The 15,842-nt window shown below is 40.7% G+C and carries 14 protein-coding genes and 1 CRISPR repeat array; of the genes, 11 read left to right on the top strand and 3 right to left on the bottom strand.

Going from position 1 to position 15,842, the window contains the following annotated elements; all coding sequences use genetic code 11:
- Nucleotides 1-65: 65 nt before the first annotated feature.
- The 7 genes from BQ7400_RS07730 (at nt 66) to cas2 (ending at nt 8,297) form a co-directional block, all read left to right on the top strand.
- Nucleotides 66-2,573: a CRISPR-associated helicase/endonuclease Cas3 gene (locus tag BQ7400_RS07730; protein ID WP_072470049.1), complete on the top strand. Its 2,508-nt coding sequence runs from the start codon at nt 66-68 to the stop codon at nt 2,571-2,573.
- 185 nt (nt 2,574-2,758) lie between these two features.
- A complete protein-coding gene (gene cas5c / locus BQ7400_RS07725) occupies nt 2,759-3,463 on the top strand; it encodes a type I-C CRISPR-associated protein Cas5c (protein WP_072470048.1) in 705 nt (234 codons plus the stop codon).
- 12 nt (nt 3,464-3,475) lie between these two features.
- The gene (cas8c, locus tag BQ7400_RS07720; protein WP_072470047.1) at nt 3,476-5,482 is read left to right on the top strand and encodes a type I-C CRISPR-associated protein Cas8c/Csd1; all 2,007 of its coding nucleotides are present in this window, start codon (nt 3,476-3,478) and stop codon (nt 5,480-5,482) included.
- Nucleotides 5,475-6,320 carry a type I-C CRISPR-associated protein Cas7/Csd2 gene (gene cas7c, locus BQ7400_RS07715; protein ID WP_072470046.1) on the top strand — a complete coding sequence of 282 codons (846 nt, stop codon included), beginning with the start codon at nt 5,475-5,477 and terminating at the stop codon, nt 6,318-6,320. Before cas8c ends, cas7c begins: the two co-directional genes overlap by 8 nt.
- A 1-nt stretch (nt 6,321) precedes the next feature.
- Complete coding sequence (gene cas4, locus BQ7400_RS07710; protein ID WP_072470045.1) at nt 6,322-6,975, top strand: CRISPR-associated protein Cas4; 654 nt, start codon at nt 6,322-6,324, stop codon at nt 6,973-6,975.
- Nucleotides 6,972-8,003, top strand: coding sequence for a type I-C CRISPR-associated endonuclease Cas1c (gene cas1c, locus BQ7400_RS07705; RefSeq protein ID WP_072470044.1), 1,032 nt, complete (start codon nt 6,972-6,974; stop codon nt 8,001-8,003). The genes cas4 and cas1c overlap by 4 nt, the downstream gene beginning before the upstream one ends.
- On the top strand, nt 8,004-8,297 hold the full coding sequence (gene cas2 / locus BQ7400_RS07700) for a CRISPR-associated endonuclease Cas2 (RefSeq protein ID WP_072470043.1): 294 nt from the start codon (nt 8,004-8,006) through the stop codon (nt 8,295-8,297).
- A gap of 127 nt (nt 8,298-8,424) precedes the next feature.
- Nucleotides 8,425-10,060: a CRISPR direct-repeat array (repeat unit 32 nt; unit sequence GTCGCACCCCTCGTGGGTGCGTGGATTGAAAT).
- Nucleotides 10,061-10,141: 81 nt separating this feature from the next.
- Here the strand turns inward: cas2 and BQ7400_RS07695 are convergent.
- Together BQ7400_RS07695 and BQ7400_RS07690 are read right to left on the bottom strand one after the other, a co-directional pair.
- A complete protein-coding gene (locus BQ7400_RS07695; RefSeq protein ID WP_072470042.1) occupies nt 10,142-10,351 on the bottom strand; it encodes a hypothetical protein in 210 nt (69 codons plus the stop codon).
- A gap of 30 nt (nt 10,352-10,381) precedes the next feature.
- Nucleotides 10,382-10,630, bottom strand: a complete 249-nt coding sequence (locus BQ7400_RS07690; protein ID WP_072470041.1) for a hypothetical protein — start codon at nt 10,628-10,630, stop codon at nt 10,382-10,384.
- A 534-nt stretch (nt 10,631-11,164) separates the two neighbouring features.
- On the opposite strand from BQ7400_RS07690, the gene BQ7400_RS07685 reads away from it, so the two are divergent.
- The 3 genes from BQ7400_RS07685 to BQ7400_RS07675 all read left to right on the top strand — a co-directional run bounded on the left by BQ7400_RS07685 (nt 11,165) and on the right by BQ7400_RS07675 (nt 13,985).
- Nucleotides 11,165-12,247 (top strand): Fic family protein, encoded by a 1,083-nt coding sequence (locus BQ7400_RS07685; RefSeq protein ID WP_245759424.1) that lies wholly within the window; start codon nt 11,165-11,167, stop codon nt 12,245-12,247.
- Nucleotides 12,248-12,331: 84 nt separating this feature from the next.
- Nucleotides 12,332-13,099: an ADP-ribosylglycohydrolase family protein gene (locus BQ7400_RS07680; RefSeq protein WP_072470039.1), complete on the top strand. Its 768-nt coding sequence runs from the start codon at nt 12,332-12,334 to the stop codon at nt 13,097-13,099.
- 94 nt (nt 13,100-13,193) lie between these two features.
- A complete protein-coding gene (locus tag BQ7400_RS07675) occupies nt 13,194-13,985 on the top strand; it encodes a stalk domain-containing protein (RefSeq protein WP_072470038.1) in 792 nt (263 codons plus the stop codon).
- Nucleotides 13,986-14,098: 113 nt separating this feature from the next.
- On the opposite strand, the gene BQ7400_RS07670 is transcribed toward BQ7400_RS07675, so the two are convergent.
- Nucleotides 14,099-14,971, bottom strand: a complete 873-nt coding sequence (locus BQ7400_RS07670; RefSeq protein WP_072470037.1) for an NAD(P)/FAD-dependent oxidoreductase — start codon at nt 14,969-14,971, stop codon at nt 14,099-14,101.
- Between the two features lie 121 nt (nt 14,972-15,092).
- Here BQ7400_RS07670 and BQ7400_RS07665 point away from each other — a divergent pair, with 121 nt between their 5' ends.
- Nucleotides 15,093-15,788: a M48 family metallopeptidase gene (locus tag BQ7400_RS07665; RefSeq protein ID WP_072470036.1), complete on the top strand. Its 696-nt coding sequence runs from the start codon at nt 15,093-15,095 to the stop codon at nt 15,786-15,788.
- Nucleotides 15,789-15,842 lie beyond the last annotated feature (54 nt).

The raw sequence follows: 15,842 nt of genomic DNA, 5'->3' as shown, positions 1-15,842 counted from the left end.
AAAAAAATAAAGTCTTGCTATATAATAAAGATGTAAAGAATGAAACTGTGGGTAGGAGGAGTGTTTTGTTTGAAAAAAAATATGCTCATATAGACCAAGGGAATAAATTAAAGAGGCAACTTTTAATTCATCACCTAATCAATACAGGGAGAGAATGTCAAAAAATAGGGAAGAAAATTGACCTGGAAAAGGTTTCCCTACTTCTGGGATGTCTCCATGATTTGGGTAAAATTCAAAAAGCTTTCCAGGATAAACTCAAAAACTCCAGCCAGGCCCATGTGGACCATTCAAGTTTAGGAGGGGCCTTTATCCTTAAAATTCAAGAAGACTTTTTCAATCATGGAGATCAAGAGGAGTGGCAGGAATTTTATACAGCCTTTCAAGAAGATAGATTGGATATCTTAGATCTAGGAGATTATACCAGTTCCTTGATTTATGTGATTATGTCTCATCACAGTCAATATGACCTGGTTCGGAAAAATCAAAAAAATACTTATGAGTATGTAAGTCTGGCTCGAGCTCATAAAATAGAGCTTGATAAGAGCATAGATTTACAAGAAATTTACTGGGAAGGGCTTCTTGCCTTTAAAGAAAAGGGGATCGACTTAAAGAATCTCTATAGAGAGGGATTTCTTGAATATAGCAGACTTATAAAGAAACTGGAAAATTTAGCTGAAGAAACAAGTGAAGATAAGGAAGAAGCCCTTTATTTTTATAAAAGTATGCTCATTCGGCTTTTAGTTTCTATACTTAAATCAGCGGATATTAAAGATTCCATCAACTCATATGCAAAAATTATCCAGGACATTGACCTAGATGCTAGGAAGGCTCTAGTTGATAGGTTCAAGGAAAATGTGGATGAAAAATACGCCTCTTTTGACCCGGATGAAACAACATTAAACATGGCAAGAAATAAGATTTCTCAAGCTATTCTGGGTAGGGCTCTGGAAGACCAAGTTGGTATTTATAGGCTAGATCTTCCTACAGGAGCTGGAAAAACTCTTCTGTCCTTGAGTTATGGGGTCAACCAGATGCAGAAGCAAGGGAAGGAACGGTTTTTTTATGTAACCTCTTACCTATCTGTACTTGAACAAAATGCAGAAGAGATGAAAACGATTTTAAAAAACCGAGAAGAGATACTGGAACACCATTCAAATGTTGTGAATGAAGAGGAAAAAGACCAGACTGATGACTCAGATGATGCTCTTGAATTCATAAGGAAAAAATACCTAATGGATGATTGGTCTTCTCCTGTTGTTCTAACCACCATGGTCCAGTTTTTTAATTCTATCTTTAAGGGAAAATCAGCCAACCTAACTAGGTTTAAGTCTATGATTTCTTCTGTAATTATTTTAGATGAACTGCAATCTTTACCAACAGAAGTTCTCTATATTACCAATCTGGCCCTAAATTTTATGAAGGTTGCCATGAAGGCTACAATTGTTTTATCTACAGCAACCCAGCCTAGCTATTCTTATAAGGGCTTAAAACACAGACTTTCTTATGGAGATTTACAAGGAAGGAAAAAAGACCTTGTGTCCCTAAGCGTTGAAGATTTAAAAACTTTTGAGCGAGTGCAATTAAAGATTTTTAAGGATCCCCTTGAAGAATACAGCCTAAAAAGCCTAGAAGAGCTGGCCTTAAGCCACAAGGATGACTCTACTTTAATTATCCTAAATACCAAGTCAGTGGTAAAAAAACTATATAACCTGTTAAAAGAAAGTAACCTCAACAATGATATCTACTATTTAACAACGAACCTAACAGCCTACCACCGCTTGAAGAGAATTAAAGAAATTAAAGAGAGGCTCCAGAAGGGGGATAAGATTTGTGTAGTAAGCACCCAATTAATTGAAGCGGGAGTTGATGTTGATTTTGCCTGTGTCATTCGGTCTTTGACGGGAATGGATTCGGTAATCCAGGCCATGGGAAGGTGCAATCGAGAAGGGAAAAGACCTGTGTCCTACACCTATTTGGTAAACCTGGATAGGAATGAAGAAAAAATTACACCGATGAAAGAGATGGTAGAAAGAAAAACAGCCAGCAAACTGGTCCTACACGAATCAGGAGAAGGGTTTGATTTAAATAAAGTAACAGAGAAATATTTTAACAAACTCTATGCCAACTTAAAGGCAAAAGACCTATCTGAGCTTTTAGACTTGCTGGGGAAGAATGAAGAGATTCGGGATCAACTCTATAAGGAAAGGTCGGGAGACCTGTGGGAGAAAACCCTGTATTTAAACTTACTTCCATCCTTTAAAACAGCCTATAGCAGCTTCCAACTCATTGAAGACAATCAAAAAACAGCTGTTGTGGAGTATGAGGAGACGAAAAACGACCTTAACCAAATTAGAGACCTAGAACAAGATTTTTTCAGGACCTATGATTTTTCAAATCTAGTCAAAGTAAAGGCCATAATGAAAAACCTATCTAGGCATACGGTAACCATACGAGACCAAGACCTTGTAAATTGTGAACAGATTCTAGACGGGATGGTTTATGTTGTTAGTGTAGGAAATTATGATGAAACTTTTGGCTTAAATTTTGACAGCCCGGGTCTTCCGACCTATTAAAAAAGAAAAAGACCCTAGATCAGGTCTTAATCTTAGTCATATATAAACGTTTTTCAATCCACAGCATTCTGCTGACTCATCTATTATACCAAAAGTCACAAGGAGAATAAATAAAAAAACTTGACGTAGATATTATTTAATAGTATTATATTAACGTGAAGATTGATTGAAAGGAGGTGAGACAAATGAATCAATCCATTTATTTTTACGCCAAGGTCTATGGACCAAAAGCCTTAATTACAACTCCGGAAAGTAAACCGGGGGGAGAAAAGCACTCCTATGACGTCCCGACCCAGGAAATGCTTAGGGGAATCTTGGATGCAAACTATTTTAAACCGGTTCTGACCAATGTAGTAGATGAGGTTCGGATTATGAATAAAATAGAAAGTTACACCCAAGGGACCCGACTTCTTTTAAAAAATTATGACCCGGATTTAAGTGCCTACACCTATCTTACAAATGTATGCTATTATGTAAAATTCCATTTTGAATGGAACGAAAACCGGGAAGACTTAAAAAATGATCGGAACTTCAAAAAGCACGAGGCGATTACAGAAAGATCTTTAAAAAGAGGTGGACGAAGACCGATTTTCCTAGGGGTGAGTGAGTGTATGGGTTATATAGAAGCCTTAACAGAAGACCAATATAAAAAAGACCCAGGTTTTTATGATCAAACAGACCGGGGCTTTGGCTTGATGTTCAATGGCTTTATTTATCCGCAAGAACCGGGAGGTTTACTTCAAGCAGGTTTTGCTCCTATTAATATGAAAAAGGGAAGGATCAGCTACATCAGACCAGAAGATAGTCCCATTATTAACCAGGTGTCAAACTATACGTTTAAAAAAGCCAAAATCACAAAAGCAGTAGAGGAAGAATTAGAGGATTATTAAGGGGGTGAATCGTTGAGTTTATTAACAGCCTTATACCAGACCTACACCTATGCCTTGGAAAAGGACCTTGTTGGAAAGATGGATGAAGACGGACAAATAATCTTACCTATATACCATAATTCCATGAAATCTAATGGGAAGAATATCGTGGAAGTTACCTTAGACGACAAGAGTCAACTGCTGGAGGCCAAAATTTTAGCCCAGGGTGAACTTGCAATCTTCCCAGTCACGGAAGATTCAGTCGCTCGATCCAGTGGAATTAGTCCCCATCCATTATTTGATAACTTTGACTATATCATCCAGGATGGAGAGAAAAAATCCTTGGCCTATTTAAAGCAAATGGAAGAATGGCTAGAGTACGAGGAAATTGACTTCGTAAGAATTGTTTATAATTTTATCAAGCAAGCAGAGGTCTTTGAGAAGATTTTAAATAAATTATTTCTCACCTATGAGTGGAAGGATGGTAAAAAAGAAGACAAAATTATTAGGTACTTAAACCGGTCAGGAGAGAAAGAAAAATGGGAGGAGTTAAATTTTTCTAAAGTCTTTATGACCTTTAAAATTCAATACCAAGGACAAGATTCCATGGTAAGTCTAAGCGAGAACAAAGACCTGCAAGAAAAATTTATCAACTATGTCCATTTTTGTGATGAAAAGCAAGGTTCTCCTAAGATAACCTGTAATATCAGTGGAAAAGAAGACTATCTGTGCGTAAAACACCGCCCCTTAATTGGATCGGCCAGGCTGATTTCACAAATTACAGCCAATCCAGAAAATTACAAGGGACGCTTCATCAATCCTGATGAAACCATAAAAATTGGAAAAGATTCCAGCCAGAAGATTATCTTGATGGCAAAGAGCCTTCTGGATGGAGAAAAAACATCCAGGTGGCTGGGAGAACTTAGCTATGCTCTTTCTTGGTTTTCAGACGACATTAAAAATGAATCCAAGCTAGATATTGGAAAGTCAATCCAAGTTAAAAGACCACAAAGTCCCGGGGAAGCCCTATTGAACAAAGCAAAAGAAAAGGCAAAAACTAAAGAGAACTCAGCCTTGAAACTAGCGGATAAAAACGCAGAAGACATTGTGAAGTCCTTTACCAGCGGGCGAATTTTGTTTTCTGACACATCAAAATATTATTTGGCCGTTGTAGACAAGGTTAGCAATGGACGAGTAGCGGTAAAGTATTTTCGAGAAATGGATGGGTCGAGACTCAAGGAAAACTTGGCAAGATGGCAAGAAAAATACCATTGGCCAGGATATGGCAAAGAAATTAAGGACTTTGACTATACGCCCAACCCCTTAAAATTAATCCAGGCTGCCTATGGAATAGAAAGAGAAAAGGGCCTGGAGGTTGCAAAGAAACAGTTTGTAACGGACCAATATGCAAATATCCTAGCGGCCATTATTGAGGGCAGAGACATGCCAAGAAATATTGTCCGTGCTTTAGAAATGAATGTGCGCAATAGGTTGAATTACGATAAAACTTGGCCTACGATTAAATCTTGTGCCCTGGTAGCACTGAAAAATCAGGAGGGAATCAAAGATAATATGTTAGATAGACAAAACATAGATCGGTCCTACTTATTTGGTCGTTTACTGGCTCTTTATGAAAGACTGGAAGCGACAAACTATGAAAAAAATTTCAGCAGTGGAAAAAATGAGGAAGGCCCAGATCAAAAGAAAAAAGACACTGGTCCATATCGACTGACAAATGCAGAAAAGCTATGGACCAGCTTTGTAAACAAGCCTGTAACCATGAACCTACAACTCAGAAACCTCATGAAGCCCTATGAAAAGAAGTTAAAGTTAAGTGAAGATAAAAGAGGGATTTATAAAAAAATCAAACACGAAATTTCAGAGGTAACAAACTTATTGCAGGACAACTATGACTATCAATTGCCAGAAACCAACCGCCCCCTAGGGCCTGGATTTATTTTTGGCTATGAGGCTCAGATGGCGGAAATTTTTAAGAAAAAAGAAAGTAAGGGACAAGAAGGAGAAGGGAAAAATGATTAACAATAAAGTAGATTTTATCTTTACAATTGAAGTTCGAGGAGCCAACCCCAACGGAGACCCCTTAACAGGAAACATGCCGAGGATTGACAATCGAGGATTTGGTGAAATCAGCGATGTATGTATCAAGAGAAAAATTCGAAACCGGATGCAAGACCTGGGCCATGACATCTTTGTAAAATCTTTAGACCGCAGTGATGATGGTTTTCGCTCCTTAGAAAAAAGATTTGACGCTGAATTTACAAAAAAACAAAGTGATGAAGAAGTAGAAGAAAAGGCTTGTGAAAAATGGTTGGATATGCGTTCTTTTGGACATGTCATTACCTATCAAAAAAGATCTCTAGGCATCAGAGGGCCTGTGAGTATCTCCATTGCAAAATCCCTTGAACCCATTGAAACGACAACCATGCAAATAACAAAAAGCATTAATGGGATGGAATCTGCAGGACGAGCTTCCGACACCATGGGGACAAAACATTTTGTAGATTATGGAGTGTATGTTGTCAATGGAAGCATTAACTGCTATTTTGCTGAAAAAACAGGATTCGATGAAGAAGACGTCAAAACCCTTAAAGAGTGCATCCAAACCTTATTTATTAACGATGTATCTTCTGCCAGACCAGATGGCTCTATGGAAGTAAAAGACATCTATTGGTTCCAACACTCATCAAAAATTGGAGATGTATCCAGTGGAAAAATAAAAGACCTCCTAGTTTATGAACCCATCAGCAGCGAAAATTTAAAAACAAGCTACCAAGACTATAAAATTGGGTTAGACCAAGAAAAACTAAAAGAATATCAAGAAAAAGGACTTAAATTAGACCATTTAACAGGCATTTAAAATGTATGTAGAAGATGATTATTTGATGCTAAGCGGTATCCAACATTTCTTATTTTGTAAAAGGCAATGGGCCCTGATCCACATCGAGCAAATTTGGTCTGAGAATATCTATACCAGCCAAGGACAAATCATTCATCAAAAGGTAGACCAACCCTTTATTAAAGAAAAAAGAAGGGGTTTAATCCTCTCTAGGGCCATGGACGTTAGTTCCTGCCAGTTAGGCCTATCAGGAACCCTGGACCTGATTGAGTTTCACAAGGCAGAAGAAGGAGTCGAGTTGGAAAACAGGTCAGGTAAGTGGCAACCTGTGATTGTAGAGTATAAAAGAGGAAAAAAGAAAAAATATGCCTATGACGAAGTTCAATTAATGGCCCAGGGGATCTGCATTGAAGAAAACCTCTCAATTAAATTAGACTATGGTTACCTTTACTACCAACAAACAGATACAAGAGAAAGGGTAGACTTTACCCAAGACCTTAGAAACTTAACCATAAAATCAGCCCAAGAAATGCATGACTACTACCGGCGAAAATACATTCCACCTGCAGAATATTTTAAAAATTGTAGGCTGTGCTCTATTTATGAGGAGTGCAGGCCAAGACTGACGAAAAAATCAAAAAATATCCAGCGATATATCTATGGGGCAGAACTATGAAAAAACTTTTAAATGTTCTATATGTCACCAATCCTGACTACTATTTAAGAAAAGAAGGACGAAATATCGTCATTAGCTTGGAAAACCAACGAATAGCAAGATATCCTATTCACATTTTAAAACAAATTATCTGCTTTAATTATATGGGAGTCAGTCCAGACCTAATGAAAATGTGTATGGAAGAAAATGTAGCCATTAGCTTTTTTACCCCCTATGGAAAATACTGTGGTCGGGTTTTGGGGGCATCCTATGGGAATATTTATACGCGGAAAAAGCAATATCAACTGGCAGACTCTCAAGAATCTCTGGATTTTGTAAAAAATATCATCTATGCCAAGGCCTACAATTCAAGAAAAATATTAATTCGGGGAAAATTAGACCATAAAGAAACAGTTGACCTAAATAGGCTGGAAGAAGCGATCCAAACCATAAAAGAATTTATGCTAGAGATCCCCAAACAAACAGACAAAGACAGTATAAGGGGGATAGAGGGTATCATTGCTCGAGAATATTTTTCTGTCTTAGATGAATTAATCGTCAAGCAAAGACAAGATTTTTACTTTATCCAAAGAAGCAAAAGACCACCAAAAGATTGCTTTAATGCCCTCTTATCCTTCCTTTATGCCCTTTTAACCAATAGTATAGCCCAGGCCTTAGAAGGTGTAGGTATTGATTCCTATGCAGGTTTTTTTCACACCGATAGACCAGGAAGAGTCAGTATGGCCTTAGACCTGATTGAAGAAATGAGGGCCTATATAGTAGATAAATTTTGCCTATCTATGGTAAACTTAAATCGAATCAATAGGAGTCATTTTGAAATAAAAGAAAATCAGGCCTGCCTTATAAATGACAAGGGAAGAAACCTCCTTCTTCAATATTGGAATGAAAGAGAACATGAAGAAATCTACCACCCCTTTATTGAAGAAAAAATTAGCCTGGGGCTTCTTCCGCATGTCCAGGCTCAACTTTTAAATGCCTATTTAAGAGGAGATATTGAATCCTATCCACCGTTTATTTGGGAGGGTTAAATGCAAGTATTGATTACTTATGATGTAGAAACAGTCAGTGCCCAGGGGCAAAAAAGACTAAGGCAAGTGGCTAAAGTATGCACAGATTATGGACAAAGAGTACAAAACTCCGTTTTTGAATTAAACATCTATCCAGCAGACCTGGTAAATATAAAAAATAAGCTGGAAAAAATAATTGATCCAAAAAAAGACTCCATTCGAATCTACAATTTAGGAAAACATTGGGAAAAAAGAATTGAAACGCTAGGAGTGGATCATTCCTATAATCCGGAAAAAGACCTCTTGATTTTATAGGATGAGAAGTCTAGCTGGACAGAAAAAAGCTAGACCTATCTCACAGAAAAAAGCAAGACGAGAGACAAAACTCTATAAAAAATGACTTAGCTGCAATAAAAAAGCCTAAAAATGGCTAAAAATTACAGTCGCACCCCTCGTGGGTGTGTGGATTGAAATTTATCTAAAGAGGCGTTAGTCCGCTGGTTCGTCAGTCGCACCCCTCGTGGGTGTGTGGATTGAAATTCAAAAGAATCAAGGACTAGGAATGAACAGTTAAAGTCGCACCCCTCGTGGGTGTGTGGATTGAAATGCTTACTACATCTTGTGGTTTATCTTGCTTTTTGGTCGCACCCCTCGTGGGTGTGTGGATTGAAATTCCCGGATAGGCAAAGAGTCCTATCTCGGGCCTTTGTCGCACCCCTCGTGGGTGTGTGGATTGAAATATATCCTCGTAACCTCGACTTTATATTCTGCCGTGTCGCACCCCTCGTGGGTGTGTGGATTGAAATTGCCTATGATAAGGCGATAATTTGGTCTATGATGGTCGCACCCCTCGTGGGTGTGTGGATTGAAATGCACCTCCGCATGTTCTCCCCAGGTGTTGATTAGGTCGCACCCCTCGTGGGTGCGTGGATTGAAATTTTCTGCCAGGTCTTTAGATGCTAAATAGACCATGTCGCACCCCTCGTGGGTGCGTGGATTGAAATCCTTTGACCCGGTGGTCATGCACATCCACGACGAGGGTCGCACCCCTCGTGGGTGCGTGGATTGAAATTTGTGTCCCAGGTCCACTTGTACTGCTCATTAAAGGTCGCACCCCTCGTGGGTGCGTGGATTGAAATCTTTCCGTCAATTGTGATTGTCTTTAGCATAATTAGTCGCACCCCTCGCGGGTGCGTGGATTGAAATCTTGATGATGGAGTGGACATCATAGACAAAGTTGTGTCGCACCCCTCGCGGGTGCGTGGATTGAAATACCTTATCGTTAAGTTCCGCTGCTTCATAAAGAGAGTCGCACCCCTCGCGGGTGCGTGGATTGAAATTTTTGGAGTGTAGTTGCTACTTTGTAATTAAAAGGTCGCACCCCTCGTGGGTGCGTGGATTGAAATGTCCAGGAGCCATTGTAAATTCTTTTTGATATTTGTCGCACCCCTCGTGGGTGCGTGGATTGAAATGTACTTAGTCGCTTTTACAAATGCAACACCAGAAACCAGTCGCACCCCTCGTGGGTGCGTGGATTGAAATGTACAATCAATCGTAGACAGTATTAATATTTGGCGTCGCACCCCTCGTGGGTGCGTGGATTGAAATAAGAAGAAAAGTAATTAAGCTTTCATTATTTCCAGGTCGCACCCCTCGTGGGTGCGTGGATTGAAATGACTATTACACACTATGCGAAGCTATGTATTGCCGTCGCACCCCTCGTGGGTGCGTGGATTGAAATTTGGTATTTTTTATAGAGCTTGTAGCCAAAAATAAGTCGCACCCTTCGCGGGTGCGTGGATTGAAATTTTCATTTTTCCCATCCTTAAACTTATCCGTGTTAGTCGCACCCCTCGCGGGTGCGTGGATTGAAATATAGTCTTTTTCCCAGTCGGTCATTGCTTGCTCCTTTTGTCGCACCCCTCGCGGGTGCGTGGATTGAAATCGGATTGACCTGAGTGGTGACCTGGTCTGTCCTTAGTCGCACCCTTCGCGGGTGCGTGGATTGAAATATTTCTCGCGTTTTTCATTTGCATTTGCGACCGCGTCGCACCCCTCGTGGGTGCAAGAATTAGAAAAATTTTCCTTATACCAGGTCAAATTTCATATAAAAAAAGAGGGGTCAACCCTCTTTTTTTATCCCTATTAAATATCTTTGCCTAAGTGCCTTCATCTAAAATATCAATGCCTTCAATGCTAGAAAGTGGCAGCATCATAGGCTTGCCCTGGTATCTGATAAAAAACATATCTTCATCTTCTCCGATATCTTCACCAATTTCTAGTCCATTTCCTGAGGCAATAAAACTACTTCCATCTTTCAAGCAGATTCTTAATTTACCTGCATTTTCAGCTCTTATCCAATCAATCAAAATAATCCTCCGAAAAACTCACTTCATCTTTTAATACCACATAATGACACAGTCTTCCAAGTCTCTTTCCCCTTCTGCCATATCTCTTAGTCCATTTAATGCTTCAACGGCATAGGGATAGGTCTTATATTCTTTCTCATCTCTAGGGGATAAGTGGACTCTATAATCATCTAAATCTAAACAATTTAAGGCGACTGACCCCCTTTCTCCCCAATCCTCAGGATAGTAGTCAGCATATATCCAATTATCTTTTTTTGTTACATTTTTCAATTCTAACATAATTCTCGCTAGTCTCCTTTATGTTACTCGTCTTTTAAAAGCCTATAAGCATAGTCTACAAGTGTATCTTGATTCAACCTTTGCCAACTATCGACAAGGGCAAAATGGAATCAAACCCGCATAATAGAATTTCTAGCCTTCTTAAAATACTCATATATGGTAAGACCTTATCTTTATTATAGCTCTTTGGGCTTTTTTTAACAGCTTTATAGATCTTTTTATTTAAAAGAAACCTTGCATTTATTTAAATAAAAAGGACCATAAAAAATATAGATTAAAAAAATCTACATTTTTTAATTTATTGTGTGATATAATATTTAATAAATTTAAAAATTTAGTTTTTTATTTATTATGGGGTGGACTATGAGGTATTTAAACAAATTATATTATGAAAACAAGAATATTTATGAAAATACATATGCAGGTCGATTTGGCTTTGAGGAGACTTTAAGGACGGGTTTATTTATCAAGCCTTTTGGGCATGACACTACATTGGAGCTTTATTTTGTTTTTAATAAGGATACGGCAAAATGGATGGATCAAATAAGAAAAAATGATGACATACTCAGGAGGCTGGAGGAAGATTTGCCCGGCATTGCCAAGAATTCGTTTTTAATTGACATTATATCTAGCGAATTAAAAAGTAGCAATGATTTAGAGGGGATTGAGTCCAGCAAAGAGGAACTTGTCGAAACAACAAGAAGCCACTTGTTGTCTAAAGGGACAAGGGAGGGGCGGTTTGCTAGTATGGCAAATTCCTATGTTTTATTGTATCAAGATGGGGCCTTATCTTGCCCGGAAGACCTAAAAGATGTCCGGACGATCTATGATAGGATAACCTCCGGGGAGATTGACCAAAGGGACTTACCGGATGGGGATTTATTTCGGAAAAGTCATGTTTATGTGAAAAAAAGAGGGGCGGTAGATGGTGAAATCATCCATGAGGGTGTCTATGGAGAAAGAAGAATCCAGGACCACCTGGTTAAATGGTTGTCTTTTTTAAAAAATGAAGATCTAAGCTTGTTGGTCCGGGTGGCCATAGGGCATTATTATTTTGGCTACATCCATCCATTTTATGATGGGAATGGCCGGGCAGGCAGGTTTATAAGCAGTATGTACTTGCGTAAGGAGTTTAATTATTTAACGGCCATGTCCCTGGCCCGGGGGTCTTGGATCAAAAGGACTAGATATTATAAAGCCTTTCAAATAGCAAATGCAGCCATTTCAAAGGGGGAAATGAATTATTTCATTGATGAATTTTTAAAAATATTAATAGCCGGCCAAGAAGACATAATTGATAGCTTGGGTGGAAAGATTGGCCAATTGAAAGAGGCGGATGAATGGATCCAAAATGAAGAAAAAATAAATACCAAGTTAAAAAAAGCGATTTTATATGTTTTAGCGCAAAATTATTATTTTGACGGCAATTCCGGCTTAAAGAGGGAGGACATTATTGGCTATACACAGGGTCTAGCCAATCCATACAGGATCAAGATGGAGTTGGGAGAGCTAAACAAAGAGGGTTTTATTGACCTGGTTAAAAAACGTCCACTGGTTTATGTCCTGGGACAATCTTTTATTGGAAAGAATGTCTTGTCTCAAGACAGAGCTGAGTAGAATCTTATGGGACTGGCTAGGTAATCAAGGGGAAGGTTTTCGATTTAAGGAATTGATAGAATCAAATGGAAAGGAAGGGATAAAATGGCACAATTAAGAGATGGAATCTATGGCCTGGCAGTGGCGGATGCCTTGGGGGTTCCCTATGAATTTAAGAAAAGGGGGACTTTTACCTGTAAGGATATGGTGGGTTTTGGGACCTGGAACCAAGAGGCGGGAACCTGGTCGGATGACACCAGCATGACCCTGGCTACCTGTAAGTCCATCCGGGACAAGGGTTGTATTGACTTGGAAGACATCCGAAGAAATTTTGAAAGCTGGCTCTATAAGGGGGACTTTACGGCCCATGGGGAGACTTTTGATGTGGGGACTACCACCCAGGAGGCCATAAGCCTGGGCCATGGCTTGGATGATTTTTATTCCAACGGCAACGGATCCCTGATGCGGATCTTACCTTTGGCCTTTACCGAGGCGACGGACCAAGAAATCCGGGATGTGTCTGCCCTGACCCATGGTCATGAAATTGCCCAAAAGGCCTGTGTGGACTATATCCATATTGCCAGAAAACTAATGGCTGGAGAGGGCCTGGGCCTGAAGATGGACCAGGAAGAGGACCAAATAGAATCCGGCGGTTTTGTCCTCCACACCCTGGAGGCCTCTCTTTGGTGCCTTGCCCAGACGAGCTCCTACAAGGAAGCTGTCCTAAAGGCCATTAACCTGGGAGGCGATACCGACACCACCGGGGCTGTGACAGGAGGTCTGGCTGGGATTATCTATGGTTATGAGGCCATTCCTAAAGACTGGATCGACCAGCTGAAAAACAAGGACCTGATAGAGGAATGTTTATTTTAGCTAGAGCAAATGAATGAGAAGTTGAATTTATCCTGATAAAGTGATATCCTAAGCCTAGAAGAAACTACTTATTAAAAAGGAAAGAAGGGATTCAATGAAAAAGAAAAACATGGCAGCCCTGGTTCTGGCCCTAACCTGTCTACCGGGTTTGGTTTTTGGCCAAAAAGACCTGAAGATTCAAATTAATGGAAAGACGGTAGAAAGTAAGCCTGCTGCTTTTGTAGAGGATAACCGGACCCTGGTCCCCCTACGCTTTGTGGCGGAAAATCTGGACTACCAGGTAACCTGGTTCCATACGAGCCAAGAAATCCTCATTAGCAAGGAAAGTCCCGACCAAAAAAGCCTAGACCGGGTAATCTATTTAAAGTTGGGGCAAAAAGAAGCCTTTGTCCTGGCCCAAGAAGACCTGGATGCCATTTACAAGGCCGGAAGTGAAGAAAAACACCAAAGAGAAAAAATAAGCCAGGCCCTGGAGCGGGCAAAAAAAGTCCCCTTGGATGTGAAACCTGTCATCCGGGAAGAAAGAAGCTTCGTCCCCCTCAGGGCCGTAGTTGAGCTTCTCCAAGAAAAGATTTCCTGGGACCAAGAAAACTACACCATCAAAATCCAAGGCAAGGAAGTCAAGACCGATGAAGAAATTGCCTATACCATGTTGTATACCAAATTGTCCTCGGATTACAAAAAGCCACCCTACAAGCTATTTGTAGTAGAGGCAGATGACTTGGATCCCCCCATTAAGACTAATTTTTACCGCTTTGACCTAGTAGAAGACCATCCCAGTCATAGGTTGACCCTGGTTCGTTATGGAGTGGACTTAAACAAGGGCCACTTCTATTCCTATGATGTAAGCTCGGACCAATGGATTTTGGATCCTAAACTTAACTAAAAGAGAAATGAAATGGCTAAAAATAGCCCCGCAACCAAAAGTTGCGGGGCTATTTGCTTGTAGGCCAAGACAGACTAAAGCTCCCCTTGGGGAGCTTTAGTCATTTCTATCAATTATTTACAGGCCTGGATGCCAGCTAAACAACCGTCACTAACAGCGGTAGCCACTTGTTTAACGGCCTTGACCCTTAGGTCGCCGGCAAAGTAAAGGCCTTGGAGAGAAGAGGCCAGGTCTTCTTTGACAAAGGATCCTTCAAGATTAGCCAGGTCCTTTAAGTAGCCGGTATTGCCATTTTGCCCAATTTGGACATAAATTTCCAAGCCTTGGGGGTCTTGGACGACTTGGCCTGCAAAGCTTGCTTCCAGGCAAAGGCCGTCTTTAACCTTGACAGACTCCAGCTGGGCAGATGTATGGACGAAAATATTGGGGGACTGTTCAATTCTTTCCCTAAATTCATGGATACAAAGCAGGTCTTCTTGGACCTGGATGATGTGGACTTCCTTGGCATACTTGGCCAGGTAGAGAGCTTCCTTACAAGCTCCGTCAGACCCGCCGTTCATCAAGACGATTTTCCCCTTGACCTGGTCTTCTTGACCCAGGGGCCAGTGGTGGTAGGGAATTTCTTCCTCTTGCCTTAGGGGCAGGTCTTTTAGGCTGGACCCTGAGGCGCAAATCACTTTTTCAGCCCGGTAGCTGTCTTGACTTGTTTGGACAAGAAAGCCTTGGTCCTCTTTTTTTAGAGAGAGGACTTCTTCGTAGTGGACAGGAATTTGGGCCTGGGCCAGCTGGTCAGCTAATTTTTTTGCAAAACTTGGTCCGGTTTCGTCCTTGTCTAGGGAAAGATAGTGACTTACTTTAGAAACATTTGCAATTAAACCTCCGATTTTATCTTTTTCAAGAAGCAAGACATTCTTGCCTCTTGCTTTTACATACAAGGCTGCACTAACCCCAGCAGGGCCGGCACCTATAATGATAACGTCAATCATAGTTATATAACCTCCAATCACCTCTATTATGATAGTTTTTTTTAAAAAGTGCAAGGGCCAAGAAAGAATATCTTAAAATTTATTTTTCCCTTATAATGGAGGGAGGATAAAGGAGGAAGCCTTGAAGGAAAAGATTGATTTTTATGGTTACCCCATTGACCTGACCTATGGCAAGGGGCAAAAAAATATTTACTTACGGATCCACCCCTCCCAGGGAAAGATTTCCCTATCTTTGGACCAAAAACTGGGGAAAAAGGGGGCCTTGGCTTTTTTAGAGGACAAGAAGGACTGGCTCTTCCAGAGGATTTCTCCCCACCAGGTCCTGGAGGACCCGGACTATATAGAGGGTGAGAGGCATTTCTTATGGGGGAGGCCCTACCCTTTAAAACTTGTCCAAGGCGATAAAAACCGGGTGGACCTAAGGGGGGATGACCTGGTGATGACTTTGAAAGAAGACCTGGACCGGGAGGGTCGAGAGACCTTGCTTTTGGAATTTTACCGGAGCCAGGTCAAGGCCCGGGTCCCGGACCGGCTGACCTATTGGTCAAAGAACCTGGGCCTCTATCCCAAGGAATGGAGGGTGAAGAAGATGGACAGCCGTTGGGGAACCTGCAACCCCCGGGACCGGAGGATTTGGCTCAGCCTCTACCTGGCCCAAAGACCTGTCCAGGCCCTGGACTATGTCCTGGTCCATGAGTTAGTCCACTTCCTGGAAGACCACCACAATGGGGCCTTTTATGCCTACCTGGACCGGCTCTTTCCAGAATGGAGGGAAGTAGAGGAGTCTTTAAACCAACCCTTGGCCAGGATGCCTTGAATTATCCCCAGGCAACTTATATAATATAAAAAGAATTTCCTATAAAAAGCTTGG

The organism is Urinicoccus massiliensis, from assembly GCF_900120405.1.
GTDB lineage: Bacteria > Bacillota > Clostridia > Tissierellales > Peptoniphilaceae > Urinicoccus > Urinicoccus massiliensis.
Note: the sequence above shows the minus strand (reverse complement) of the source record. Positions and strands in the feature narration are given on the sequence as shown.

Bases quoted from the DNA above. Each gene is read 5' to 3' on its own strand.
- cas5c (WP_072470048.1), top strand. From the start codon at position 2,759: ATGAATCAATCCATTTATTTTTACGCCAAGGTCTATGGACCAAAAGCC.
- cas7c (WP_072470046.1), top strand. From the start codon at position 5,475: ATGATTAACAATAAAGTAGATTTTATCTTTACAATTGAAGTTCGAGGA.
- cas4 (WP_072470045.1), top strand. From the start codon at position 6,322: ATGTATGTAGAAGATGATTATTTGATGCTAAGCGGTATCCAACATTTC.
- cas1c (WP_072470044.1), top strand. From the start codon at position 6,972: ATGAAAAAACTTTTAAATGTTCTATATGTCACCAATCCTGACTACTAT.
- cas2 (WP_072470043.1), top strand. From the start codon at position 8,004: ATGCAAGTATTGATTACTTATGATGTAGAAACAGTCAGTGCCCAGGGG.
- BQ7400_RS07690 (WP_072470041.1), bottom strand. From the start codon at position 10,630: ATGTTAGAATTGAAAAATGTAACAAAAAAAGATAATTGGATATATGCT.
- BQ7400_RS07685 (WP_245759424.1), top strand. From the start codon at position 11,165: ATGGATCAAATAAGAAAAAATGATGACATACTCAGGAGGCTGGAGGAA.
- BQ7400_RS07680 (WP_072470039.1), top strand. From the start codon at position 12,332: ATGGCACAATTAAGAGATGGAATCTATGGCCTGGCAGTGGCGGATGCC.
- BQ7400_RS07675 (WP_072470038.1), top strand. From the start codon at position 13,194: ATGAAAAAGAAAAACATGGCAGCCCTGGTTCTGGCCCTAACCTGTCTA.
- BQ7400_RS07670 (WP_072470037.1), bottom strand. From the start codon at position 14,971: ATGATTGACGTTATCATTATAGGTGCCGGCCCTGCTGGGGTTAGTGCA.